This window comes from Flavobacterium johnsoniae (assembly GCF_001879205.1).
Taxonomy (GTDB): domain Bacteria; phylum Bacteroidota; class Bacteroidia; order Flavobacteriales; family Flavobacteriaceae; genus Flavobacterium; species Flavobacterium johnsoniae_A.
Genome location: NZ_MLFK01000009.1, coordinates 686,113 through 711,105, shown reverse-complemented (window position 1 = coordinate 711,105; position 24,993 = coordinate 686,113). Strand labels below are relative to the sequence as shown.

Here is a 24,993-nt window from a genome sequence, read left to right as displayed (position 1 = left end):
GAAGTAACTAATCCGGGTAACTGTGATACTGTTATCAGTTTGGTTAATGTGACAGCTCCGGCTATTAATTCGAAAGATGATTCAGCCTCGGTAAAATTAGGTTCCGCTGGTACTAAAGGAATAATCGATGTTTTTGAAAACGATAATCTTGATGGAAAACCCGCAGGATTAAATATAGTGACTTTGACAGTTGATACTCCTGATCCTAAAGGACGCTTAATACTGAATCCGGATGGTACAGTTGATTTAGCTCCCGGAACTCCTGCCGGAACATACACTATTGCATATACAATTTGTGAAATATTGAATCCTAATAATTGTTCGACTTCGGTTATAACAGTTGTTGTAGGTACTGTTGATGATATTGATGTCTATACCCATATGACTCCAAATGGTGACGGTATTAATGATGTATTTTATATTGATGGAATAGATAAATATCCAAACAATACAGTTGAAGTATACAACAGATGGGGAGTTTTGGTTTATAAAGCGGATGGATACAATAATGCTGATGTTTCTTTTGATGGAAAATCGAGAGGCAGAACAACAGTAGATGCAGATGATAATTTGCCTGAAGGAACTTACTATTATGTGGTGAGATATACCAATACGGATGGGAATAGAAAAGATAAAGCAGGTTTCTTGTATTTGAACAGGTAAATTTTAAATGCTGTTGAATTTTAAAAAAAAGACTATGAAGTTTAAAATAATTATAATAGGATTGATGCTCAATTGTTTATGTGTCACAGCACAGCAAGAAGCACAATTTACACAATATATGTACAACACCTCAAGTATTAATCCTGCTTATGCCGGTTCCAGAGGTTGTTTGAGTGCTTTACTTATGCATAGAACACAGTGGGTGGGGCTGGATGGTGCTCCGGTTAGTAATACGCTGGCCATACATACACCCTTAGGAATCTCACAAAAAGTAGGTTTGGGAGTTAGTGTCCTTAATGATCGATTAGGTCCTTCAGAAAACAATGTTGTTTCGGTTGACTTAAGCTATTCTGTTACAATGTCAGAAAGTTACCAGCTGGCTTTTGGTATCAAAGGAACGGCAGATATGTTCAATGTTGATTTTAACAAGGTAAAGTTGTTTAATCCTAATGACAATCTCGGCCGTGAAAGTATCGACAACAGATTTGCTGCCAATGTAGGTGCCGGAGTATATCTATATTCAGATAAAACGTATGTTGGACTTTCTGTACCGTATATGCTTGAAAACAAGTATTACGACAATGATGTACAGTATGTTGCGAGCGAAAGAATGCATTTTCATTTCATGGCTGGACATGTATTCGATATAGGAGGAGAAACTAAATTCAAACCTTCTTTGCTTACTAAAGTTGTTAAAGGTGCGCCTTTGCAAGTTGATTTGTCGGCTAACTTTTTATTTTTTGATAAGCTGACTCTTGGCGCGGCATATAGATGGAGTGCGGCGGTAAGTGCTCTGGCTGGTTTTCAAATTTCAGATTCATGGCTTATTGGATATGCATATGATAAGGATACCACCCGATTAGGAAATTTCAATTCGGGATCACATGAAGTGTTTTTGCGATATGAACTATTTAGAAAATATGACAAAGTGGTTTCTCCCCGATTCTTTTAAAAATAAAAAGTATGAAAAAAATCTATTTACTATGTGCCTTCGCGTTTGCCCTGCAAACGCAGGCACAACAGCCTAAAATTATAAAAGGAGACACGCAGTACAATGATCTGGCTTATGTAGATGCTGTACAGACTTATCTTAAAGTGGCTAAAAAGGGATACAAATCAAAAGAATTATTTCAAAAGCTGGGAGATTCGTATTATTTCAATGCTAATCTCAAAGAAGCAAACAAATGGTATGCGGAACTTTTCGGCCTTAATGAAACAATCGAAAATGAATATTACTACCGCTATGCCCAGACTTTAAAAGCGGTAGAAGATTATAAAAAAGCAGACGAAATGCTGGAAAAATTTCACAAATTGTCTTCTAATGATATTCGGGGTAATTTATACAATGAACAGAAAGATTACAAAACTATAATCGATAAAAATTCGGGACGTTTTACAATTAAAACTACCGGAATTAATACGGCACAGTCAGATTACGGCACTGCCTTTTTTGGAGATAAAATCTTGTTTTCGACTTCCAGAGATTCAACCGGATTTGCCAAAGTTCAAACTAAATGGACAAATCAGGCTTTTACTAATTTTTATACAGCCAGCAGAGCAGATGATAATGATTTAAAAGATCCGGAACGATTTTCGAGAACTATAAATTCAAAATTCCATGAAGATACGCCTGTATTTACGAAAGATTTGAAGACGGTTTATTTTACACGAAATAACTTTACCAATGGAAAAATTGGAAGAGATGAAAAGCAGATCATCAACCTTAAGTTATACAAAGCAGTTTTAAAAGATGGAAAATGGGAAAATGTGACAGAACTTCCGTTTAACAGCGATGCTTACAGTGTAGCCCATCCTGCTTTGAGTCCGGATGAGAAAACCTTATATTTTGCTTCTAACATGCCGGGTACAAAAGGGCAGTCGGATATTTTTAAGGTGAGCATTCTGGGAGATAACGAATATAGCAAACCTGAAAATCTCTCAGGAGGAATTAATACTGAGGCAAGAGAAACGTTTCCTTTTATTTCAAAAGATAATGAATTGTATTTTGCATCAGACGGTCATCAGGGATTGGGAGGATTAGATATTTTTGTTGCACAAATTCAAGCTGATGGTTCGCTTGGGAAAATCGTAAATATCGGTGCGCCTGTAAACGGACCAATGGATGATTTTGCTTTTATAATTGACAATGCAGTAAGAAGAGGATATTTTTCTTCAAATAGAGCTAATGGTAAAGGATCAGATGATATTTACAGTTTTATTGAAAACAGACCATTGGTTTTAGATTGCAAAAGCGAGTTGGCAGGAATCGTAACAGATCAGGAAACCGGAAAGATTTTAGCTGGAGCGGAAGTTTCTTTGTTTGATGATAAATTTGTTTTAATTGCAAAAGTTACGGCTGACCAAAACGGAGCGTATCAATTTGATGTTAAATGTGCTCAAAAATATGCAGTCAGAGCTTCGAAAACTGATTATGAAACAAAAGAACAAGCTGTTGTAATTCCTGAATCAGGCGGAAAGACAGAAGTTTTAATTTCATTGAATAAAAATATAAAAGAGATTGGTGCGGGTACAGATTTAGCTAAAACATTCAATATTAAAATGATTTATTTCGATCTTGATAAATCAAATATCCGACCAGATGCCGAAGTGGAATTAGCAAAAATCCTGGATGTAATGCAACAGTTTCCATCTATGAAGGTAGATGTTAGATCTCATACCGACAGCCGTCAGACAAAAGCTTATAACAAAAGACTTTCCGAAGCAAGGGCCCAGTCAACTATTGCGTGGCTTGTAAAAAACGGAATTGAAAAAGAAAGACTTACCGGAAGGGGATATGGCGAAGAGCAATTGCTGAATCATTGTAAAGATAATATTCCATGTTCTGAAGAAGAACATCAGCTGAACAGAAGAAGCGAATTTATAATTTTAAAGTTGTAAATTTCATTTTTGGCTAAAAGCATTAGTTTTACTGATGCTTTTTTTGCGCTTTAATAAAATAGGTCAGAAGAAATTCTGACCTATTTTATTATAACTGACGGATATTACAATTTTGCAAGCAGGAAGTTAAAACTTACCTTTATTTTATCCGCTACTTTTTTGCTGACGAGTTTCGGAATTTCAATATCGAAATCTTCCGGTTTTACATCAAAATTTCCGGTTACCGTAATTTTATCTCCGGATTTTAGAAGTTTGGCATTTGCTGTTATCTTTTTTGTTTTTCCGTGTAAAGTCAGGTCTCCTGAAATTTTAAATGATTTAGCGACAGATGAAAGCTGAGAAACATCAAAAGCTTCGACTTTTCCTTTAAAGGACGCTTTAGGAAATTTGTCTGATTCTACATAATTTTCATTAAAATGTTCTTCCATTAAAGCCACTTTAAATCGGAATCCTTTCATAAGGGTTAATGCGGCGATTTCTCCTGTCGATACATCTAAAATAGCAGATGTGCTTTTGTTTTCTGCGGCCACTTCTTCAAAAGAATCAACCGAAGCTTCAAATTTTAAACTTCCGGTTTTTGTTGCATATTTTTGAGCCGAAACCTGAAATATTCCAACAAACAATAAGAAAAGTATAATTAGTTTTTTCATTTCAGTATTTATTTTAGTTTTCTAATAGTCCATCTGTATTCCATTGCAGAATTGTATTTATTTTATCCTGAGGCATTCTTCCTGCTTTTGGCATTTGCCCCGGTGTTCCATTTTGCTGCTGAATTCTTTCTAATAAGTCGCTGTTTAATAAAGCGTCTTTTACTTCGGCGTAAGTTTCCAAAGGCCTTAATCTAGATCCCGAAGCATGGCATGCAATGCAATTAGCATCTATGATAGGTTTTACGTTTGTGGTGTAAGTAACTTTGCCTACTATAACTTCGGGTTCTTCCAGACTCTCATAAGTAGTAGATTCACAACTGTATAATGATAGTATAATGCCCGATAAGTAAATATATTTTTTCATATTTAGTACTTTAAAAAACTCTATATAAATTAAACCCAAAGAAAAAATCGCCTTTTCCCCAGTCGCCTGCAGCATTTGTTAGATAACCGCTTTCGGTCATGGATTGGGAATTTGTAAAAATCAATTGAAAAATATGTCCTCCTGTATCAATATCCAGTCCAACAGACAAAGGATTATTGTAGAAATTAGGTTTATTAAAATTCTCACCATATTCTAAATTTAGAGCAAGCCTTTTGGTTAGTTTTAATCTTCCACCGGCACTTAAAGTAAACTGATTATCATTTTCGGTATCAGGATTGTACAGATTTTTATGAATGAAAGAAGGTGCCAGTTCAAGAGATAATCTTTCAGAGAATTTTCTGGAAATAAGTAATTGATTCACATAAGTCAGTCGATCAGAGAATTCTATTTTTGGATAGTCTTCTTTTTTTAAACCGCTGTTAATGTCGATTGTATTGTAACCTACAATTTCAACGGGAAAATCATCACTTTGTCTTATCAGCCTGTATTTGGCAGATGTTTCATATATTTTTAGCAGGGTATGACGCGATGCACTTACAGAAAGCCAATCGGTTACGCCATAAATACCTCCAATTTTGGTGGTGGCATCATCAAACCCAAAAAACTCCGATATACCGCCTTTTACAGAACCAAAGCGATGAGAAATTACAATATAAAGTTCTTTCTTGGCAGGTAATTTTGTCGATTGCAATGTTATAATCTGCAAACCTTTAAATGCGGCTGTTGCATTTTTATCTACTACTTGTGTCGAATCCAGACTGGAGAGTAAATCCTCCTGGGCATTGCCATACAGGCACATTAAAAAGCCCGCTATCAAAAATATTTTTTTCATATTTAATGTTGTTGTATACTGCATTGATCCAATTTTACTACTTCGAATAAATCATCAAATCCTATACATCGTCCCTTGATATTGATTTGTTTGTTTTTTAAATTTATTTTTGTTCTTTCATTCATTTTACAAAAAGCTTTTCCATCAATTACCATTGTAGAATCAGTAACTTCAGAGACTTTTCCCGTAATTTCAATTGTTTTATTTAGGTACTTAGAGTCGGCCAGTGCAGCACCAGAAGCATATTCTTTTTCGAGATTTTCAGCCGTAATGGTAACTGTCGATTTTTCTCCGGTAATATCTCTGGCATCTTTGTACAATACATTTTGATAGATGTAGTAGGGGCCAAAACTTATCACTAATAAAAAAAGCAATATCATGATTCGTCTTTTATTCATGCTGGTTTTATGATTTTAGATTTTACTTTAGTATGCTGGAAGTTTTTATTTTATTATTTCAAATCAGAGGATGAAACAAGAATTATAATTCTATATGTTTAAAATTTTATTGCCACAGATTAAAGGATTATTATAGATTCAAAAAAATATTTTAATCATGTAATCTGTGGCTTATTTTTCAACGCAATTATATAAACTGGTTTACCTAAATTTTATGAAATGTGATCCTGTTATATTGCAAGCGGAATGTCTTTTACCGGCACAGGCCAAATTCCCGGACTTGGGAAACTAATTCCTTTATTAGCACCTCTTACGTTTGCATCTTGTCCAAAGTAATATAAAGGCCAGCCGTTGTAAACCAATTGCGATTTGCCAAATACTGTAATTACAGAAAACTTAGATTTGTCAAGAACAGAAGGAACTACAATTTTGTCTGTTTCATATATCGGCCAAACCGCATTGTTTGAGAAATCAGCTTTTGTGAAGTTGTTTTTCTTGAAATTATCGTTTTTAAAAGTATAAAGCGTAATTCCTTTATCATTTGTAAAATAAGTAGTTAACCCGTCACCGGCAGTATAATCTGATTTATAATTAATGCCGTCGTGACCTTTAAGCTGGCTTCTTACGAGCATAATCGAATAATCCGGTTTTGCTATAAACCAAACACCGCCAACTCCGTCTCCGGTTGTCTGACCTTTAGTTTCTGGGGTGTTTGTTCCGTTAACACTTGGCGCATAATAGTATAATGGCCATCCTTTGTAGGTAAGCTGTTTTTTGCCAGATGGAGCAGTAATTGTTCCAAAATCCGAGAATGTCAATCCGGTTCCTAATTTTTCAGCTGTTAAGTTATCTACATAGAATGGAGGCCATACCGCTTCGCATCCTCCTGTACAAGAAGCTTGACCGTTTGCATCTGTAGCAAAAAAGTATAAAGATCTTCCGTCTTTATCACTTAGATAAGAGCCAAGAGTGGTACTTGTAGAAAGAGAAACTTCTTTTTTTACCTCAGGAGCGGGTTCATTATTATCATTATTATTGTCACTGCTGCAGCTTACAAAAAATGTTGCTGCAACGGCAGCTAAGGCGAATTTAATTGTGTTTAATTTCATTGTTTTGTTTATTGAGTTTATACTGAAAAGGAAAAAAGCTTTACAAGAAGTGTAAAGTGGTTCGTTTAAAAATGACATATCAAGAAGCTGTGTTTTATTTTGATACTCATTTCGTTTTATAATTTGTTACGAACTGTCATATAAAAAGCGTCTCTGGTGAGATGCCGGTAAATTTCGTAGGGGAGTCATGTTTTATTCTTTTAATAGGTTCAATAGTAAAACAGCTTTGATGCAGATTACCCTACCAAAGAATTGTTATTTTGTAAAAAAAAAGTGAAAAGGAGTACAAGATTCTTTAAAGAACCTATATGGATATAATTAAAATGAAATCCTAAAACTCAGATTTGGAGTTCTTTGCAGTGAAAATGTTTCTACTTCTTCTATAGAATTTGTTAAGGAACTTATTCTATAATATTCGCTGATTTCATTTTTTCTGTTGAGGATATTCAAAATAGAAACGCCTAATTTGTATTGAATTCCATTTGCAGTTTCCCATTTGTAAGTTGAAGAAAGATTAACCTGCGAAAAAATATGCACGTTGGCACTGTTAGGTTTTTTATAAACCAGTACAGGATTCGAATTATCAATTTGAGAATTGTCCGGCGGTGTTTTGGGTCTTCCTGTTGACCATTTGGTGCCCAGGGCGATTTTGAAATTGTTTTTCTCATAAATTGCAGCCCAAGATACGGTATGCATTAACTCAAAGTTGTTAGGAAAACTTGGGTATTCGTAATTTGAAAAATGATAATTATTATGGTTATAAGTATAACTTAGCCAGGTCAGAAAATGATTCATTTTTTTTTGAATGAGCATTTCAGATCCCCAAATTTCATAATCGCCAGTAGTTCGTACAAATTCTAACTGGTTCTGAAAACCCTGACTGGAAGTTGTAATTCCGGTTACTTTTTTATAAAAATTCTCTATATCCAACAGCCAGTCACCCTTTTTGTAGAATAAATTTAATGAGAGCTGCCGGCTTTTTTGAATGGGAATAGTAGAATTGTTTGAAACAATCCAGCGTCTTTTTTCAATTCCAAAATAATCTTTCTGCAATTCGATAATCTGCTGGACATTTTGACTTTTAAGTTCTCCTAGTAATTCTAGGTTTAAATTTTTGTTTATGCCGCAGCTGAATTGAATTCGGGGCTCTGCAATGTATTTTTTAAATTTTTCAATATAATTAATGCGCATTCCTGCCTTAAAGTAAATTCTGGAAATCGTATCGTTGTATTTTCCTTCTGCAATTAAAGCGTGGGTTCTCAGTACATCTTTTACTTTGCGATAGAAATCAGGATTAGTGACCTCTTCTAAATTTGTAATACCAATTTCGTTGAACTGATACCCATCGTTAAAACTAAATTTAGAATTGATAATATGGTTATTTTCTAAATTAATTCCATTATTGTTAACCGTGTTTTCCTGAATAACAATTTGATTTCCTAAAGAGTTTTTTTGATTAGCCAAAAGCTCATAAGCAGAGTTATAAACATTAATTTTGGTAGTATTAAAGCTGTTCCAGTTTCTTTTCCATGACAAATTACCGCCATAATTTTGCTGACGCAAAACATTGTTTTCGGATTTGTTCATGTCGTATACGGTAGCACTTTGAAAAACCTCCAGATTGTCTTTTATGGTTATTAAATCCAATATAAGCTGGTCTTTGTTTCCTATTTTTTGAGCAAATTTCAGCGTGGCATCATAGAAACCAAATTTCTTATCGCTTTTATAGTTAACGTTTTGCTTGTCTGAAAAATCAGTAATGGTGGTGTTTTGAAATACTTTATTGAAATATTCTTTATACGTAGGTGTTTCTACAAAATCCGTAATAGATTTTCGTGCCGAAATCTCGATATAACTTTTTTTAGAAACATTGTACTTGGCATAAACATCAGCATTAATCATATTTATTCCTGCGCTGAATGAATTTTTTTCTGCTGTTTCGGGAGTAGAAGAAATAGCTACTACACTTGAAACGCTTTCTCCGTAAAAAGCAGAACTTCCGTTTTTATAGATAGAAATGGTATGTGCGAGATTAGGATTAAAAACAGAAATTAAACCAAAAAAATGTCCCGTTTGGTACATTCGTATTCCATTCCATAAAAATAAATTCTGGTCGTGCGTACCGCCGCGAACATTAATACTCGAAACACTTTCGTCAATGCTGTTTACCCCGGGGATTTGCTGCATGGTCTGCAGGGCATCGGGTTCGATAAGTCCCGGAAGGATACCGAACTTTTTGGGTTTAATTTCAAGAGATCCGTCTTTGTTTTTTGAAATTCCCGAAGCCAGAATAGCATTAGCTTTAATTTCGTGAAGTTCTGTAACTTCTGGTTCTAATACTATTTGAAGGCAGTTTTCGACGTCTTGACTATTTGCCGCAATTCGTTTGGTGATGTATCCAACGTGGGCTGATAAAATAATGTTTTTATCTCCTTTTTTTATCTCAAAATAACCTTTTACATCTGTTGCTGTCTGAGTTTTGTTCAGCAGACTAATATTTGCATTTTCAATGGGCTTTTTATCTGAACTGGAAAAAACGTATCCGCAGATAGTGGGAAATTCTTTTTCTTTTTTATAAATATTGATGAATTGGTTGCCAATATTTTCAAAGGATAAATTGGTGTTTTTAGAAAGGTAATCCAGCTTTTGCTGTAATGAAAATGTTTTTTTGGGCGGCATTATTTCCAAACCAGAGATATTATCCTCGGTATAATTAAAGCTGACCTGATGCTGTTGTTCAATTTCAAATATGATTTTTTTAATAGATACCACTTTTCCTTTGTTCTGAGCCGAAAGATTCAGGACAAGAAAAAAGGTAAAAAACAAAAAATGAAATGATTTGGGGAGCAGCATTTATTTTTCGTCAAAAATTATTTTATTTTCGGATACTTTTTTAGCCTCCAAATGATAGGTTGTACTAATAATCTGTAAAGCTGTATTTAAATCTTTAGCGGGTAATTTTCCTGTAAACAGCGAAATTGTATCTTTTGTATTTAATTCGATTGTAATGTTGTATTGTCTTTCAACCTCGTCCAGAAGGCTTCTTATGTTTTCTTGATAAAAACAGATTTGATTGTCGATCCATTCTGGTTTTAATGAATTTACTTTCATTTTAATCTGTTTTCCGTTTTGAAAACTAACACTTTGTCCGTGAGTTAATAAAATTTGAGTATTGGCATAATTTACCTGTACACGTCCTTCGTAACATACTACATCAAACCTGTTTTTTCTGGCTTTAACGTTAAACTGTGTTCCTAGAACCGTTACTTTTCCTAAACGGGTCTGTACTTCAAACTTTCTGCCTTTTGATACCCTGAAATAAGCTTCTCCTTGTAATTTCAGGTGTCTGCTGTTATTCCAGTTCCATTTTTTATAATTTATTTCAGAACCCGAGTTCAGTACAACTTCAGAATTATCCGGTAATGAAAAAGTTGTTTTTTTTCCAAAATCAGCTGTCTCTGTTTGTGACACAGAAAATTTAAGTGCAAAAGCAATTCCGAGAGCCAAAACTAATACTGCTGCGGCCTGAAAAGCCCATTTTTTGTATAGCGGAACGGTTTTCGGAGCGGCTTTTTTCTGCTTCAGAATATTGGCTAACATGGCATTTTCATCCGGATTATCCAGTTCCAAATGATCTGTATAATTCTTAATCTTTTGGTATTTTTCAAAATCGGGACTTGCTTCAAATGCGGCTAATTCATCCTTCGATAAATCATTGTTAAGCCATTTTGCTAATAAGCGATCTTTTTTCATTATTCTGTACTGTTATTATTAAAACAATTAAAACTAAATTTACCCTACTTTTATAAATCAATTTCTTTACGTAAGCTTAACAAAGCTAAATGAATGCGTTTTTCTACTGCCTTTACGCTAATGTTTAACTCTAAGGCTATTTCGCTGTATTTCTTGCCATCAATGCGATGCATCAAAAAGGCGGTACGCTGTTTTTCGTTTAAGTTTTCGATGGCGTTCAACAGTTTAGCCTGAAATTGTTTTTCCTCCAGAATATATTCGGGACTTTCATTGGTTTTGTCTAATCCTGTGAAGTTTTTTTCGTATCTCAAAACCACCTTTTGATGGGCAATTTCATTGAGACTGCTGTTGTTGGCAATCGTATAAATATATGATTTTGCTTTTTCTATGGGTACCGAAGCGCAGTTCTGCCAGAGTTTTGCAAAAGCTTCCTGTGTCAAATCTTCTGCCTGACTGATATTACCAAATTTGTAATAAAGAAAATTTCGAAGTGCTTTTACATGACTTTTAAAGAAAGATGAAAAAATGATTTCATCGCAGGTGTCGGATTGGTTTTTAGCTGGCATTTAGATTTTCAATTTGTAAGATGCAAAAGTATTTGTTTTTGATATAAGTAGGGTAAAAGCAAAGAGGATTGTTTTATAGAGGCATGAAATGCAATTTCTTAGGATAATCGAAAGCTTTTAATGCCGAATTTAGTGAAAAACAGTTTCTTAAAATTTATTACCTTTGTAAAAATATAAATATGTTCCCTTTCAAAAAATATTTATCAATAGCAGTTTTCTTTCTCTTATTGTCCTGTCAAAGTGAAATAAATGAGCAGGATAATAATCCACAGGGAACTATTACAAACGCATCTCCTCTTACCACTTACCTGCAGAGGGTGGCAATGGTCAAAACGGTACAGGACAATGTTATCGACAAATCCAGTTATTGTACAGTAAAACTTCCTTATACGGTTACCGTAAACAACGAACAAATAGCAGTAAATACCACGGCCGATTATCAAAAAGTATTTGACAATATTAATGCAAATCCGTATGATGATGATGTTGTAAAAATAGATTTTCCGGTAACAATGGTGTTCTATAACTATATGGAAAAAGTGATTCCAAATGAAGGTGATTTCAATACTTTACTGGATTATTGGAACCAGCAGCCGGACCTTTTATCAAAAATAAACGGGCTGAATATTAATTATCCTATAACGATTAATATTTATAACAGTGCCAGCCAGGCGGGAACTTCTGTTTCAATTATAAGCGACCAGGCATTTTTTAATTTTATTAAAAACCTGAACGGCAGCCAGTATATTTCCCTTAATTATCCAATTTCTATAGCAGATTACAATTATCAGACAAAATCGATTACAAATAATCTGGAATTTGAAAATGCTATTAAATATGCCATAGATTATTGTCCGGAGAACAATCTTGCACTTGATTTTGCAGCAACCATAACAAAAGGTTCTTGGGGGATTCCTTATTTTTTTGACGATTCAGAAAAAACGTCATCTTACACCGGATATTCATTTGTTTTTAAAAGCGATAACTCAGTAATTGCTTCAAAAGGCACAACGTCAGAAACAGGTCAGTGGGAAACCAGCACGCAGAGTGGTGACAGAGAATTAAAAGTGAATTTCAGCAGTGAACCACTAAGCAAATTAAATAACAGTTGGAAATTGTTTGAGTTTAATAATTCGCAGATAAGACTTCGCCAGGTAAGCAGTAGTACTAAGTATCTTTATTTTGAAAAGAAATAAAATTGAGAAAGGGAAAACTTGAAATAATACAAAGAACCATCTTAGTATTTAATCTGCAAACTAAATCATCTTGTGCCTGATTTCTTTATACTTTGAACGTCCAATAGGTAATAGTTCGCCATTTTTGAGCAGCATATTGTATTTTCCGCCAGCTTCTACCACTAATTTATCTGCCTCCTGCCAGCAAAGAATATAGGATTTATGTATTCGCTCGAATGTCTCAGGAAGCAGTTTTTCTAATGATTCCATAGATTTATCATGCAGTTCTATACGGCCATCAGATAAATGTAATTCGGTATAAATACCGGCTCCTTTTATGTATCTGATATCTGCAATAGTAATTAGTTTGATTGTTTTAGCTTTTTTTACAGCTAAAAACTGAATATCCTGACCGTTTTTTCTTTCTGGTGCCGTAAAACGTGTAAAGGCTTGTGCAAGTCTGTTTATATCAAATGGTTTAGGAACAAAATCCAAAACACCATAATTAAATGCCATAATCGCTTTATCAGTATAAGCCGAAATAATAATGGTTTGAAAAGATTTTGAGACTACTGTCTGCAATACATCAAATCCATCTTCTCCATTTAAATTTAAGTCGAGAAGAAGTAAATCAATTGTTTGTTTTTCAATTGTATTTAACCCATTCTCAACAGAATCACTAAGCAGAATCTGAACGTCCTTATCAAAAAAATCACGGGTCATTCTTTCGATTCGTTTGGCAATTCGGGCCTCATCTTCAATAATTAGAATTTTCATTTTTTATCAAAAATTTTAATTGTTGTACACCATCCTTGTTCTACAGCAAAGGAATCAAAATGCCAGTTACTGCCATAACTTTCGTTTAATCTGGCTTTGATGTATTTAAAGCCTGTTCCATTACTATTTCCCTTTTTTCTATTTCGGTTTTCTGCTATGGTTAACAGGGTATATTGTTTGTATTTTTTTTCTCTTATAAAACTTAAAGAGAAAATAATACAGCCTTGTTTTGGCGGTAAACTGTGCGTAATTCCGTTTTCAATAATAGTATGAATAACCGCTGGTGGAATTTCTTCATTTGCATCAATGTTTTTTTCTTCCCAAGTATAACATACCTCTTTTCGAAAAGACATTACATCTAAGTGTTTTCGGCATAATTCAATTTCCTGCCGAATAGGAATTAGAGTATTCTCAGAAATAGAATTCATAATGTCAAATTCATCAGCAAGTGCACGAATAAATACAACGCCCTGCTGAGGAGATTCTTCGATCCAGTCAATTAATGAAGTCAGCGTATTTCGAAGAAAATGCGGTTGAATATTTTTCTTAACCAGTTGTAACTGTAATCTTGATGAAAGCAATAATGATGCATTATGAGCCTCTTCCAGCGCTTTGGCCCGGATGGTATGCAGATAAAGCATAGACAGGACGATAATCGTAAAGGAGATAAACAATCCAAAATCATAAAAGATGTATTTATTTACAACCACACTTGCCAGAAGGCCAAAAACAACGATTAATCCGCCTTTAATCTTTCTAAATGTCGCATCAATGGCAATAATTAATGAGACGGCACACATTGCATAACTAAAATAGATAGCTGTAAAATCATAATGACCATACCATACGATATAGATGGTAAGAAGGCTTATAATTAAAAGAATTAGTAATAAGGGTTTTCTTTTAAAGCCAAACTGAAGCATGAAATACCAGGGAACCAGTATTGAAATTACAAAAGTGAGCAGGCCCACAATTTGTAATCGGTTATAAAAGTTCGTATACGGAATGTTGATATAAAATTTTACATATTCTATAATAAGCAGACAGAAGAAGAGCAGACAGATTATTCCAAAAAGTAAAACCGTTGCTTCTTTTCGAGTGCTGTTTATGTAGAGAAAAAAATAATAAATAGCCGCAATAAGAAAAGCTCCAGCCATGAGATTCATAAAAGACATAACAACGAGCGGTGCACGATGAAGTCTTAAATAGCTTTCAAGTTTCACTTTGATACCCCGTCGGGACTCTCGTAAGTCGGCCTGCGTTCCTATTACTGTTACCGTATGCTTACCTAAATTGGCTAATTTTTCAGGTATTAGGTAATACGTCATTTCAGTCCCTGCTGTTTCGGCTCGACCGGATTTTGCCATTTTTCCGTTGCTTCCTACTAAAATGCCATCCCAGTAGACATCAAAAGCACCAAAGCCGTTTACTTGTAAGCCAAGAGGATCTGCAATATTTTCTCTATTAAGCAGCTCAACATCGATATGGACTTTAAATATAGAATCTGGGTGCTGTCCCAGAAAATCTTGTGGTTTATCATCATCTACATAATAAGTCACATCCGATTTGACAAACTCGGTATACTGTTTACATGATGAAAACAATAGCAGAAAAAAAACTGTAAAAAAAGCCGATCGATACATGAGATAAAGATAAAATAAATATTGAATTGAGAAATGCATTTCGAAAGCTCTTAGAGCCGTTTGCATGTTTTAAAACGCAGTCTTTTAATTTATCCATTAATCTTGTATCATAAAACCAATAAATATGAAAACCTTAATAACCAGTATTTTAATTTTATTCATTCCTTTGTTTGGCACGGCACAGCAAGTTACTGTTTCCGGTAAAGTTCAGGACAATACAACTAAAGAATGGATTCCTTATGTGACGGTATCGATACAAGACAGCACCTCAAAAACTATAGCAGCCGGCGTAACGGATAATCATGGCGTATTTATTCTGGAAGGCCTGCCAATTGGAAAAATGACCCTCATTTGTAGTTTTATCGGATATCAGGATTACATCCATACATTGGAAATCATTTCGGGCAAACCAAAAATAGAATTAGGAATTATTGCTTTACATGCCGATGCTGTGCAGTTGAATGCAGTGGAAGTGACGGGACAAAAATCCAGCGTCAGTTTAAAACTGGACAAAAAAGTTTTTGAAGTGGGCAAAGATGTGCTTTCGCAGAATGGATCCGCTCATGACGTTTTAAATGGAGTTCCGTCGGTAACGGTTAGTCCTACAGGAGGAATAAGTCTTCGCGGCAACAGCAGTGTCTTGATATTAATCAATGGACGCCAGTCGGGTTTAACACAAAGCAATTCACTTGATCAAATTGCAGCCGATCAGATTGAACGTGTTGAAGTAATAACAAATCCTTCATCCAGGTATGATGCTTCGGGATCAGCAGGAATTATTAATATTATTTTAAAGAAAAATAAAAAAAGCGGTTTTAGCGGTCAGGTTCGTTTAGTGGCGGGGTTGCCAAATGATAGTCGGCTAAATCCAAGTATTAATTTTAAATCAGATAAAATCAACATTTTTTCCAATTTTGGTATACGTTCCTCTGATTATGTTGGATTGTACACTACAAATCAGTCTACTATGAATAACGGTGTACCAAATTATCTTAACCATAAACAAAATGAAGACCGCCACGATGATGGCAAATTAATTTATCTTGGTGCTGATTATTATATTGATGAACACCGCACTATTACTGCTGCTTTTTTTAAAAATGCGACAAAAGACGATGACAAAACCAGGTTATTATACGATTATAGTAATGCTGAAAGTTCAAAAGACAGTACTTTAACACGAGAAGGGAAATCACTCGAAAAAAGAGATTACAACCAGGTAGAGTTTAATTTTACCCAGACATTTAAACAACCTGCAAAAAAATGGACTATTGATCTTCAGTATGATTGGTGGAACAGTGATAAAAACTGGAATCTTTCGACTCAGCGTATATATCCGGATGTATTGATTTACCCGGGTATTAGAACTAACTCAGTAGGAAATAGTAAAGATTTGCTTATTCAGAGTGATTTTATCCAGCCAATTGATACTGTTTCGGTATTTGAAATTGGTGTTAAAACAGAAATCCGCAAAGTTTCAAGTCAGTTTTTGGCCGAACAGCGGCAAGAAAATATTTGGACGATTTATCAAGATATTGACAATGATCTAAATTATACCGAAACGATTACAAGTGCTTACGCGCAGTATAGCAATAAAGCGGGACGATTTAACTATATGCTGGGTCTGCGAACGGAATTCACTAAAATTGCGATCACAGATATTAAAAACACTTATAATGATGATAAAAAATACAACAGATTATTTCCCACGGTTAATTTAAGTTACAAGTTTGAAGAAGCTGCTTTGCAGTTAAATTACAGCAAACGTATAAACCGCCCGTCGTTATATGCTTTGTATCCTTTTAATGAACTAACCGATTTAAATGCACAATACATCGGCAACCCGGATCTAAATCCGTCTTATTCTGATGTATTCGAATTGGCTTTTCTTAAAACATGGAAAAAGCTTACGCTGAATCCTTCGGTTTATTATCAATGGGAAAGCGGTTATATTCAGGATTTTACTTATCGTGAAAATGACATATTTTTTACAACGCCTATTAATATTCAGCATGAAATACGCAGTGGTATAGAACTTTCAACATTGTATAATCCGTTAAAATGGCTTCAGTTAAATTTAGAAATGAATTTTTATCATTTTAAACAGAAAGGAAATTATCAGGACGAAAATCTGGATTATGAAGGGAAAACTTTTACCGGACGTTTGAGCACACAAGTAAAACTGCCTTCAAAATTCAGTTTTCAGGGGCGTTATAATTTTCGTGGTGCGCAGCAAAATGCACAAACTAAGAATGATGCATTACAATCGCTTGATTTTGGATTAAGTAAGACTTTATTAAAAGATAAAGCAACAATTGTATTGGATGTGTCAAATGCTTTTAATTTACGCCAGAATAAGAGCACTACAAGAGGTACCGATTATTATATTACAGAAAATAGTATACCCAATGCGGCCCGCTACCGACTTAGTTTTGTTTACCGCTTTAATTTAACAGATCCAAAAGGAATCAGGCAGGCTAATAATGCGAACCGTAATTAATCGTACTCATTAAAAGGTTTACTCTAAGAAAAAGAATAATCATATAATAATGCATAGCAATGATGTAAAGAAATTACACGAAATGCATATTATTTTTATATGAAAGAATATCACTAACGGGTTGCGAACTCAGTCAGCTAAAGTGATACATGTGAAATAATAGTAAGTAATTATAAAATATCAGCTTATGTTTAAGAAAGGTCAGATGGTACAGCAGGAATTTGGAAATCAGATAATGAAAGTCATTGATTTTGAACCCGATTTAATAGAAAATGTCATTACCCAATGGGAAGATGAAGAAGGCACGATTGTTACAGGAAAATTCATGGAATCGCAGCTATTGCCAGCAGATGGATAGTAATAATATTTGCATAGAAAATTCAATAAAATAAGCCGTTTGTTTACAACGGCTTATTTGTTTTCAATAGTTTTATCGATATCACTTTTCGTGAAATCATATCCAGAATCTAATTCTCGGATTCCTTGATCATCAATTATTTTTTACCGGATGTTGATCCTTTTTTTGTATCAGCCCCTTTATCAGAACTTTTTGATGAAGTTTCTTTTTTGTCAGTTTTTGAATCAGTTTTTTTATCTGACGGCTTAGCATTGTCACTGCCTTTTTTTGTGTTCGAAGTATTCATAATGGTATATTTTAAGATTAATAACAGTAGTAAAGGTAGTGTTGTAATTAGCTCTGTGATTACACCAGGAGGTTTTGTAATTGTATAATTCACAGTTTGTTAATGTTTTTATTTGGAATTTTAATTTAAGAGAATTAATTCATTTTTCTGTCATTAACGAATTCAGGGAAAATACAATATTCAGACTTCGGACAAGTCTTAGGTTTGCATTCCAACAAAAAATTGATTTATGTACTTACAGTTTGTATTTTTGCCTTTATGAATGATAATTTTAAAAATGAATATTTTGGCATAGGAATACAAAATGGTAAAACTCCTGAAAACCTGGGCGTTTTGTGGCGATCGGCTCAAAACTTAGGCGCTACTTTCATATTTACCATAGGTAATCGATATGCCAAGCAAGCCTGTGATACTCATGATGCAGTAAAAGCAATTCCTTATTTTCACTATGAGACTTTTGAAGCCTTTTTTGAAAATTTACCAAAAGGTGCGCGATTAGTTGGTGTTGAGTTAGATGAACGAGCTTCTGATTTAGAAACTTTTGAACATCCGAGACGTTGTGTTTATTTATTGGGAGCTGAAGATCACGGCTTGCCCAAAAGAGTAATGGTCAAATGCCACCATCTGGTAAAATTTAAATCAGAAAAAAGTTTAAATGTAGCAGTGGCAGGAACTATTATTATGTACGACAGAAATTTGCCAAAACCAAGATCATAAAAAAAAATGCAGTGATAAAATTGTTTTATCACCGCATTTTTTTTTATTTGAATGTTTTATTTTCCAATACAGAAATTAGCAAAAATATTCCCCAGTAATTCATCATTAGAAACCTGACCAGTAATAAGTCCGAATTGGTATAAAGCTTCACGAATATCAAGGGCAATTAAGTCGCTGGAAAGGTTGGTTTCAAGACCATATTTTACTTTTTGTATTTCATCTAAAGCTTTTAGTAATGAATCATAATGTCTTGTATTAGTTACAATTGTTTCATTATTACGAAGAGCACCGGTATTTACGAAAGAAAGTAATTCATTCTTTAAATCATCAACACCAATTTTTTCTTTTGCTGAAATCAATAGGAGTTTTGCATTTAAATTTTCAAGTTTACTGGTAATGTTTGAAACTTCATCCGTAGATAAAATATCTTTTTTATTTACTACAATTACCAAAGGTTTCAGCGGATATTTATTCTTGATTTGTTCAATTTCAGAAACAAACTCAGAACTCGAAACCTGAAATTTCAAACCATCAAACAAATAAATAACAACTTGTGCCTGATCTATTTTTTCGAAAGTTTTTTTAATTCCAATGCTTTCCACCACATCTTTCGTTTCGCGAATTCCCGCAGTATCAATGAATCTAAAACCAATACCTCCAATAACTAATTCATCCTCAATTGTATCTCTTGTTGTTCCGGCAATATCAGATACAATAGCACGTTCTTCATTTAAAAGAGCATTTAATAAAGTCGATTTACCCACATTAGGTTCACCTACAATAGCAACCGGAATTCCGTTTTTAATAACATTTCCAACTGAAAATGAGTCAATTAAGCGTTTTAAAACAAATTCAATTCGGTTTAATAATTCATGAAACTGCGTTCTGTCAGCAAATTCTACATCTTCTTCCGCAAAGTCTAATTCTAATTCAATTAAAGAAGCAAAATTTAAAAGTTCTTCACGTAATTTGGCAATCTCATTACTAAATCCGCCTCGCATTTGCTGCATGGCAATCTGGTGAGAAGCTTCATTATCTGATGAAATTAAATCAGCAACAGCTTCTGCCTGAGATAAATCCAGTTTTCCATTAAGGAAAGCTCTTAAAGTAAATTCTCCGGCATCGGCCATTCGGCATCCTTTTCTCAATAACAATTGAATAATTTGCTGCTGAATATATGTAGATCCATGGCATGAAATTTCGATTGTATCTTCTCCTGTGTAAGAGTTTGGGCCTTTAAAAACCGAAACCAAAACTTCATCAAGCGTTTTTTCATTATCAACTATATGACCTAAATGCAAAGTATGTGTTTTCTGCTTTGTTAAATCTTTGTTTTTAATTGATTTAAAAACAGAATTTCCTATGGAGACAGCCTCGGCTCCCGAAATACGGATTACAGCAATAGCTCCGGCTCCTGACGGAGTAGCTAATGCAACTATAGAATCTTGATTTATCATGCCGCAAAGGTAAGAAAAAAGCAGAAAATTTTAAACTGATAATTGATGACCCGGCTGCGCAGTAAACTACCGATAAATAACGACTTATTAAGAAATTATTAACTGTTAAATTCCTGATAATTATCACGTCAATTTGTTTTTAGAATGATTAAATTTGAGTAACAAACCTAAAATCTCAATAAAATGAAAAAGATATTATTTCCCACAGACTTCTCTGAAGCTGCAACAAATGCATTTGTACATGCTTTAGAATTTGCAAGAATTGTCAAAGCCGAACTTGTGTTATTGCATACATTTGAGATTCCGGTTTATGACAGTCAGTTTTTTCCAGAGAACTATGCATCGATATACAGTTCAATAGAATTAGCAAAGTTTGAAATGTTTAAAGACGAAATTCCAAAACTTCGTGCAATTGCCGCAGAACGTAAATTGGATGATATTGTGATAAAACATCGTTTAATGGACGGTGACCTGGTTTATAACTTAAGAAATGCAGTAGAAGAAGACCAGATCGATTTTGTAATAATGGGTACCACGGGCTCTTCTGACTGGACAAAATTCTTTACAGGATCCAATACCAATTCTGTTATTTCAGAAGTAAATGTACCGGTTTTATGTATTCCAATTGAGGCTAAATTTAAGAAAATCAAAACGATTGGGTTTACTACCAGATATCGTGAAAAAGATAAAGACCTGCTTAAAAAAGTACTGAAGATCGCAAAAAAAACAAATGCTAAAGTGAAAAGTTTGTATGTTAAGACTACAAATACAGATGTTACTGATAATACGATTAAAGAATGGGAACGAGAATTTGCTGATGAAAATGTAGAATTTTTGGTTCTGCCAAGCGATGAAGTAAAAGAAACAATTCTGGATTTTATACTTTTTAAAGACATTGATATCTTGACAACCATTACGCATAAAAGATCTTTCTTTGAATCTATATTTGATTCCAGTTTTAGTAAAAAAATCACAAAAGAAGTTTCTATTCCGGTGTTAATAATGCACGAGAAATAAAATTGAAATTTAAATGAATAGTTTTTTTGAAAGTGTAAGACCTATATTTGTATTTCATAAATAAAAAAAATGGAAGCATACATAAGTAAGGTTGAACACTATTCAAAGGTTTTTAATAAAATCAACAAAAGATATAATAGCATAAGTATTTTAAGAATTTTAAGCGTGTTTTTCTGCTTGTTTATGTTGTTTTACTACATCAAAACTAATGAAACGCTCTTCATAGTCTTCGCTTTTCTATCTTTTGTTGGTTTTCTTTTTTTAATGAGAATCCATTCAAAATTGTCTTTTGACAGAGAATTGACAAAAGCGGTTTTAAAAATTAATCAGGATGAAATATCTTATTTAAGAAGAGAAAAACTTTCTTTTGAAAACGGAATAGAATTTAACGATTTTCATCATCCTTATGCTTACGATTTAGATATTTTTGGAGAACATTCCTTATTCCAAAATTTAAACAGAACTGCGACTTTTATAGGTAAAAAAACATTAGCTCATAAATTATTGAATCTGTTTTCTAATGAAACAATTCTGGAAAATCAGGAAGCAGTAAACGAATTAAAAACTAAAATTGACTGGCGCCAGGATTTCGAATCACTTGCAATTGTCAGTACAGACAGTAAGAAATCTTATGATTCTTTAATTCATTGGATTTCATTTAAAAATAATTCTTTACCTAAAGTTTTAGTTGCGCTGTCAATTATTCTTCCAGTCTTATTTTTTGGCTTTGTAATTGCTTATTTTATTACTTTAAAAACAATTCTTTTATCGTATGTAACTTATATTTTTATTGCCAACTTAATTGTTTTGGGAAGATCGATTAAACGCATTCAATCAGAAATTGCCCAGGCTGATAATATTGATAAAACAATTAAATTTTACAGTTTATTGGTTGAAAAGATTGAAACAGAAAAATTTGAATCTAAGAAGTTAATTGAACTGCAACAACAGCTAATTTCTAAAAATGCAACTGCAAGTTCTCATTTAAAACAATTATCAGAGTTATTCTCCAGAATGGATACGATAAGTAATTTTGTTACAGCCACTTTATTTAATGGATCATTCTTATTTAATCTTCATGTTTTAAGAGCACTTTTAAAATGGAAAGAGGATTACTCACATGAACTTGAAAAGTGGATTAATATAATTGGAGAATTTGAAACCTTAAATAGTCTGGCAAATCTTTCATACAATAATCCTGATTTTGTTTTCCCCAAAATTAATTCTGAATATAAAATTGGATTTGAAAATTTGAGCCATCCACTATTAAATCCGGCAAGCAGAGTAGGGAACGACACACATTTTTATCCCCAATCTTTTATGATTTTAACGGGTTCTAATATGTCCGGAAAAAGTACATTTTTAAGAAGTTTGGGAATAAATATGGTTTTAGGCGGAATTGGTTCAGTAGTTTGTGCCTCAAAAGCTAACATTCATCCACTTCCAGTTTTAGTTTCAATGCGTTTATCTGATTCATTAGCCGACAGTGAATCGTATTTCTTTGCAGAAATTAAACGTTTAAAACAAATAATGGATGCTTTAGAAGAAGGTCCGGCTTTTGTTTTATTGGACGAAATTTTACGAGGAACAAATTCTGATGATAAACGTAATGGAACGATAGAAGTGGTAAAAAAGGTTATTGCCAAAAAAGCTATTGGAGCAATTGCAACACACGATATCGAAGTCTGCTTAACTACAAATGAATATCCGGATGTTTTAACCAATCAATGTTTTGAAGTTGAAATTCAAAACAACGAACTTCATTTTGATTATAAACTCCGCAAAGGAATCTGTCAAAATAGAAGTGCTACTTTCCTCATGCAGAAAATGGGGGTTATTTAGATAATTGTTGATGGTTGATAGTTGATAGTTGATAGTTGATAGTTGATGGTTGATGGTTGATGGTTGATGGTTGATGGTCTCTGTGCAATCTTATCATTCCGAGGGATTCCACTCGCTAATCGACAAACATTGATAATAATAGCAATTTTGGCAGCTTTGTCAAAGTTTGAAACTTTTACAAAGCTTACTTATCCCAAAGATTGGAATTTGGAATTTATATTTTAAAACTTTGGCAAAGCTTACTTAATTCAAAGATTGAAATTAAGAATTTATATTTTGTAACCTTTAAAAATCGTCTTGAGAATAAACAATATTCTCAAGACGATTTTTTTTTTGTCAGTATTGCTTTATTTTTAAAAATTGAGGTTAAGCTGATAGTAAAATTTAAGCTGATTTTTTTAAAAAAGTAAAGTTAAAAAAGCGACTAAACACATCAAAAACCAATCAAATTAGAAGAAAAACCATCAATATTGCATAAAAAGTCAAAATGACAATAACTAGGTAAAAACCAATATTTACTGATTATTTCGTTTTATTTTGGCAATAAAAAAATGATTTATTGAAAATAAATTTTACTAAAACGTTTTTGTAAGCGACATTTCTATATATTTGCGAAGTACTAAAATATTCTTAATAAATTGCTTACCTGATGAAAAAGATTACAATTAGAGATATTGCTAAACAGGCAGAAGTATCTATATCTACCGTGTCTTTTGTCATTAACGGAAAAGGCGAAAAAATGGCGATTAGTCCGGCTGTTATCAAAAAGGTTCAGGATGTTGCACAAAAACTGCAATATAAACCAAGTATGATCGCCAGCAGTTTAAGAACCGGAAAAACAAGATCGATTGGTCTTATTGTAGAAGATATATCCAATCAGTTTTTTGCAGATCTGGCCCGTGTAATTGAAGACGAAGCAAAGAATATTGACTACAGGGTTTTTTATTGCAGTACAGGAGATGATAATGATCGATCTGAAGAATTAATTCAGAGTCTTTTACAGGCAAATGTTGAAGGATTTATTATTACTCCGACTCGTAATTTGGAGAAAACAATAAGCCAGCTTTTAAAATTACAAAAGCCAGTTGTGTTAATCGACAGGTATTTTGCCAATCAAAAAGTAAGTCACGTTGTAATGGATAATTATGAGGGCTCTTATTCGGCAGTTAAATTTTTGATGGATAAAGGCCGAAAGAATATAGCTGTTGTTAATAATAAGTCTGGAATGATTCAGATGAAATTAAGAGAAAAAGGATATGTTGAAGCATTAAAAGAGCAAGGGATTTACAATGAAAAACTTACACTGCATATTGATTATCACGCAAGTGAACAAAGCAGAATTGAAGCGATTGTAAACTTTTTTACTAAAAACCCAGAGATTGATGCCGTATTATTTTGTGCTAACTATTTAGGACTTGCGGGACTTCAGGCTTTTAGGACTTTAAAATACAAGATTCCGGAACAGGTTTCGGTTATCAGCTTTGATGATCATGATAGTTTTAAGCTGCATACTCCAACAGTTTCGGTTATTGCACAGCCTATAGAAGATATTGCCGTTAAATCGATTCAGTTATTGATGAGCCAGATGACAAATTTTACGGACTTTAAAGTAGAAAAAGTCCTGAAAAAAGGAACCTTGATTGTAAGGGAATCAGTATAGATCACAATTAAAATTTTAAATGGGAAATAAAAAAGAATAGAAAAAGTTTAGACTTTTTTTTACCCATTTTACTAAAACGTTTTAGTAAAAGTATTCTTCGACTTTTTGATGAGTAGCTCAAAGTTTGGAAGATTATTTATTTAGCATAAACCTTGAAATAACTGCGTTTTTTGAGTATTCATTGCGCTGCAAGTCAGGTTTTATATTTAGAATTAAGTTCAATTTTTTATTAATTATTTAAAGCAAACACAAAACACAAAACAAAACACAAAACAAAACGAAATCAAAACTAATAACCAAAAAAAAT

At 33.4% G+C, this 24,993-nt stretch carries 22 protein-coding genes; 10 read left to right on the top strand and 12 right to left on the bottom strand.

The genetic code is table 11. The annotated features are described in order from the left end of the window. The 3 genes from BKM63_RS19075 to BKM63_RS19065 form a co-directional block, all read left to right on the top strand. A partial coding sequence (locus tag BKM63_RS19075) for a gliding motility-associated C-terminal domain-containing protein (RefSeq protein ID WP_131801194.1) occupies positions 1 to 663 on the top strand: 663 nt, incomplete at its 5' end. A gap of 34 nt (positions 664 to 697) precedes the next feature. Further along, positions 698 to 1,615: a PorP/SprF family type IX secretion system membrane protein gene (locus BKM63_RS19070; protein ID WP_071638178.1), complete on the top strand. Its 918-nt coding sequence runs from the start codon at positions 698 to 700 to the stop codon at positions 1,613 to 1,615. 11 nt (positions 1,616 to 1,626) lie between these two features. Next, positions 1,627 to 3,561 carry an OmpA family protein gene (locus BKM63_RS19065; RefSeq protein ID WP_071638130.1) on the top strand — a complete coding sequence of 645 codons (1,935 nt, stop codon included), beginning with the start codon at positions 1,627 to 1,629 and terminating at the stop codon, positions 3,559 to 3,561. Between the two features lie 104 nt (positions 3,562 to 3,665). On the opposite strand, the gene BKM63_RS19060 is transcribed toward BKM63_RS19065, so the two are convergent. The 8 genes from BKM63_RS19060 to BKM63_RS19025 form a co-directional block, all read right to left on the bottom strand. Then, a complete protein-coding gene (locus BKM63_RS19060; RefSeq protein WP_071638129.1) occupies positions 3,666 to 4,211 on the bottom strand; it encodes a YceI family protein in 546 nt (181 codons plus the stop codon). Between the two features lie 13 nt (positions 4,212 to 4,224). Next, a complete protein-coding gene (locus BKM63_RS19055; RefSeq protein WP_071638128.1) occupies positions 4,225 to 4,575 on the bottom strand; it encodes a hypothetical protein in 351 nt (116 codons plus the stop codon). Between the two features lie 10 nt (positions 4,576 to 4,585). Beyond that, entirely contained in the window at positions 4,586 to 5,428 is an 843-nt protein-coding gene (locus tag BKM63_RS19050) for a DUF5777 family beta-barrel protein (protein WP_071638177.1), read from the bottom strand. Positions 5,429 to 5,430: 2 nt separating this feature from the next. Continuing rightward, a complete protein-coding gene (locus tag BKM63_RS19045) occupies positions 5,431 to 5,826 on the bottom strand; it encodes an OB-fold protein (protein WP_071638127.1) in 396 nt (131 codons plus the stop codon). A 230-nt stretch (positions 5,827 to 6,056) separates the two neighbouring features. Further along, the gene (locus tag BKM63_RS19040) at positions 6,057 to 6,935 is read right to left on the bottom strand and encodes a hypothetical protein (protein WP_071638126.1); all 879 of its coding nucleotides are present in this window, start codon (positions 6,933 to 6,935) and stop codon (positions 6,057 to 6,059) included. 318 nt (positions 6,936 to 7,253) lie between these two features. Further along, a complete protein-coding gene (locus BKM63_RS19035; protein ID WP_242661184.1) occupies positions 7,254 to 9,761 on the bottom strand; it encodes a carboxypeptidase-like regulatory domain-containing protein in 2,508 nt (835 codons plus the stop codon). A 27-nt stretch (positions 9,762 to 9,788) separates the two neighbouring features. After that, entirely contained in the window at positions 9,789 to 10,688 is a 900-nt protein-coding gene (locus tag BKM63_RS19030) for a FecR family protein (protein ID WP_071638124.1), read from the bottom strand. Positions 10,689 to 10,738: 50 nt separating this feature from the next. Continuing rightward, positions 10,739 to 11,254 carry an RNA polymerase sigma factor gene (locus BKM63_RS19025; RefSeq protein WP_071638123.1) on the bottom strand — a complete coding sequence of 172 codons (516 nt, stop codon included), beginning with the start codon at positions 11,252 to 11,254 and terminating at the stop codon, positions 10,739 to 10,741. Between the two features lie 179 nt (positions 11,255 to 11,433). Between BKM63_RS19025 and BKM63_RS19020 the strand changes: the two genes are divergently transcribed. Beyond that, positions 11,434 to 12,450 (top strand): hypothetical protein, encoded by a 1,017-nt coding sequence (locus BKM63_RS19020; RefSeq protein ID WP_071638122.1) that lies wholly within the window; start codon positions 11,434 to 11,436, stop codon positions 12,448 to 12,450. Between the two features lie 60 nt (positions 12,451 to 12,510). Here BKM63_RS19020 and BKM63_RS19015 read toward each other — a convergent pair whose 3' ends face one another. Then, entirely contained in the window at positions 12,511 to 13,206 is a 696-nt protein-coding gene (locus BKM63_RS19015) for a LytR/AlgR family response regulator transcription factor (RefSeq protein WP_071638121.1), read from the bottom strand. After that, positions 13,203 to 14,765, bottom strand: a complete 1,563-nt coding sequence (locus BKM63_RS19010) for a histidine kinase (RefSeq protein ID WP_242661183.1) — start codon at positions 14,763 to 14,765, stop codon at positions 13,203 to 13,205. Before BKM63_RS19010 ends, BKM63_RS19015 begins: the two co-directional genes overlap by 4 nt. A gap of 208 nt (positions 14,766 to 14,973) precedes the next feature. On the opposite strand from BKM63_RS19010, the gene BKM63_RS19005 reads away from it, so the two are divergent. Beyond that, complete coding sequence (locus BKM63_RS19005; RefSeq protein ID WP_071638119.1) at positions 14,974 to 17,349, top strand: outer membrane beta-barrel family protein; 2,376 nt, start codon at positions 14,974 to 14,976, stop codon at positions 17,347 to 17,349. 187 nt (positions 17,350 to 17,536) lie between these two features. Then, positions 17,537 to 17,707 carry a hypothetical protein gene (locus BKM63_RS23685; RefSeq protein WP_165608786.1) on the top strand — a complete coding sequence of 57 codons (171 nt, stop codon included), beginning with the start codon at positions 17,537 to 17,539 and terminating at the stop codon, positions 17,705 to 17,707. Between the two features lie 136 nt (positions 17,708 to 17,843). Here the strand turns inward: BKM63_RS23685 and BKM63_RS23680 are convergent, their stop codons facing one another. Then, a complete protein-coding gene (locus BKM63_RS23680) occupies positions 17,844 to 17,993 on the bottom strand; it encodes a hypothetical protein (RefSeq protein WP_165608785.1) in 150 nt (49 codons plus the stop codon). A 258-nt stretch (positions 17,994 to 18,251) separates the two neighbouring features. On the opposite strand from BKM63_RS23680, the gene BKM63_RS19000 reads away from it, so the two are divergent. Then, positions 18,252 to 18,710: an RNA methyltransferase gene (locus BKM63_RS19000; protein ID WP_071638118.1), complete on the top strand. Its 459-nt coding sequence runs from the start codon at positions 18,252 to 18,254 to the stop codon at positions 18,708 to 18,710. A 56-nt stretch (positions 18,711 to 18,766) separates the two neighbouring features. Here BKM63_RS19000 and mnmE read toward each other — a convergent pair whose 3' ends face one another. Then, positions 18,767 to 20,167 (bottom strand): tRNA uridine-5-carboxymethylaminomethyl(34) synthesis GTPase MnmE, encoded by a 1,401-nt coding sequence (gene mnmE / locus BKM63_RS18995; protein WP_071638117.1) that lies wholly within the window; start codon positions 20,165 to 20,167, stop codon positions 18,767 to 18,769. A gap of 183 nt (positions 20,168 to 20,350) precedes the next feature. Here mnmE and BKM63_RS18990 point away from each other — a divergent pair, with 183 nt between their 5' ends. The 3 genes from BKM63_RS18990 (at position 20,351) to BKM63_RS18975 (ending at position 24,686) form a co-directional block, all read left to right on the top strand. Next, positions 20,351 to 21,184 carry a universal stress protein gene (locus BKM63_RS18990; protein WP_071638116.1) on the top strand — a complete coding sequence of 278 codons (834 nt, stop codon included), beginning with the start codon at positions 20,351 to 20,353 and terminating at the stop codon, positions 21,182 to 21,184. Between the two features lie 69 nt (positions 21,185 to 21,253). Then, positions 21,254 to 23,026, top strand: coding sequence for a MutS-related protein (locus tag BKM63_RS18985; protein WP_071638115.1), 1,773 nt, complete (start codon positions 21,254 to 21,256; stop codon positions 23,024 to 23,026). Between the two features lie 649 nt (positions 23,027 to 23,675). Continuing rightward, positions 23,676 to 24,686 (top strand): LacI family DNA-binding transcriptional regulator, encoded by a 1,011-nt coding sequence (locus BKM63_RS18975; protein WP_071638113.1) that lies wholly within the window; start codon positions 23,676 to 23,678, stop codon positions 24,684 to 24,686. Positions 24,687 to 24,993: the final 307 nt, after the last annotated feature.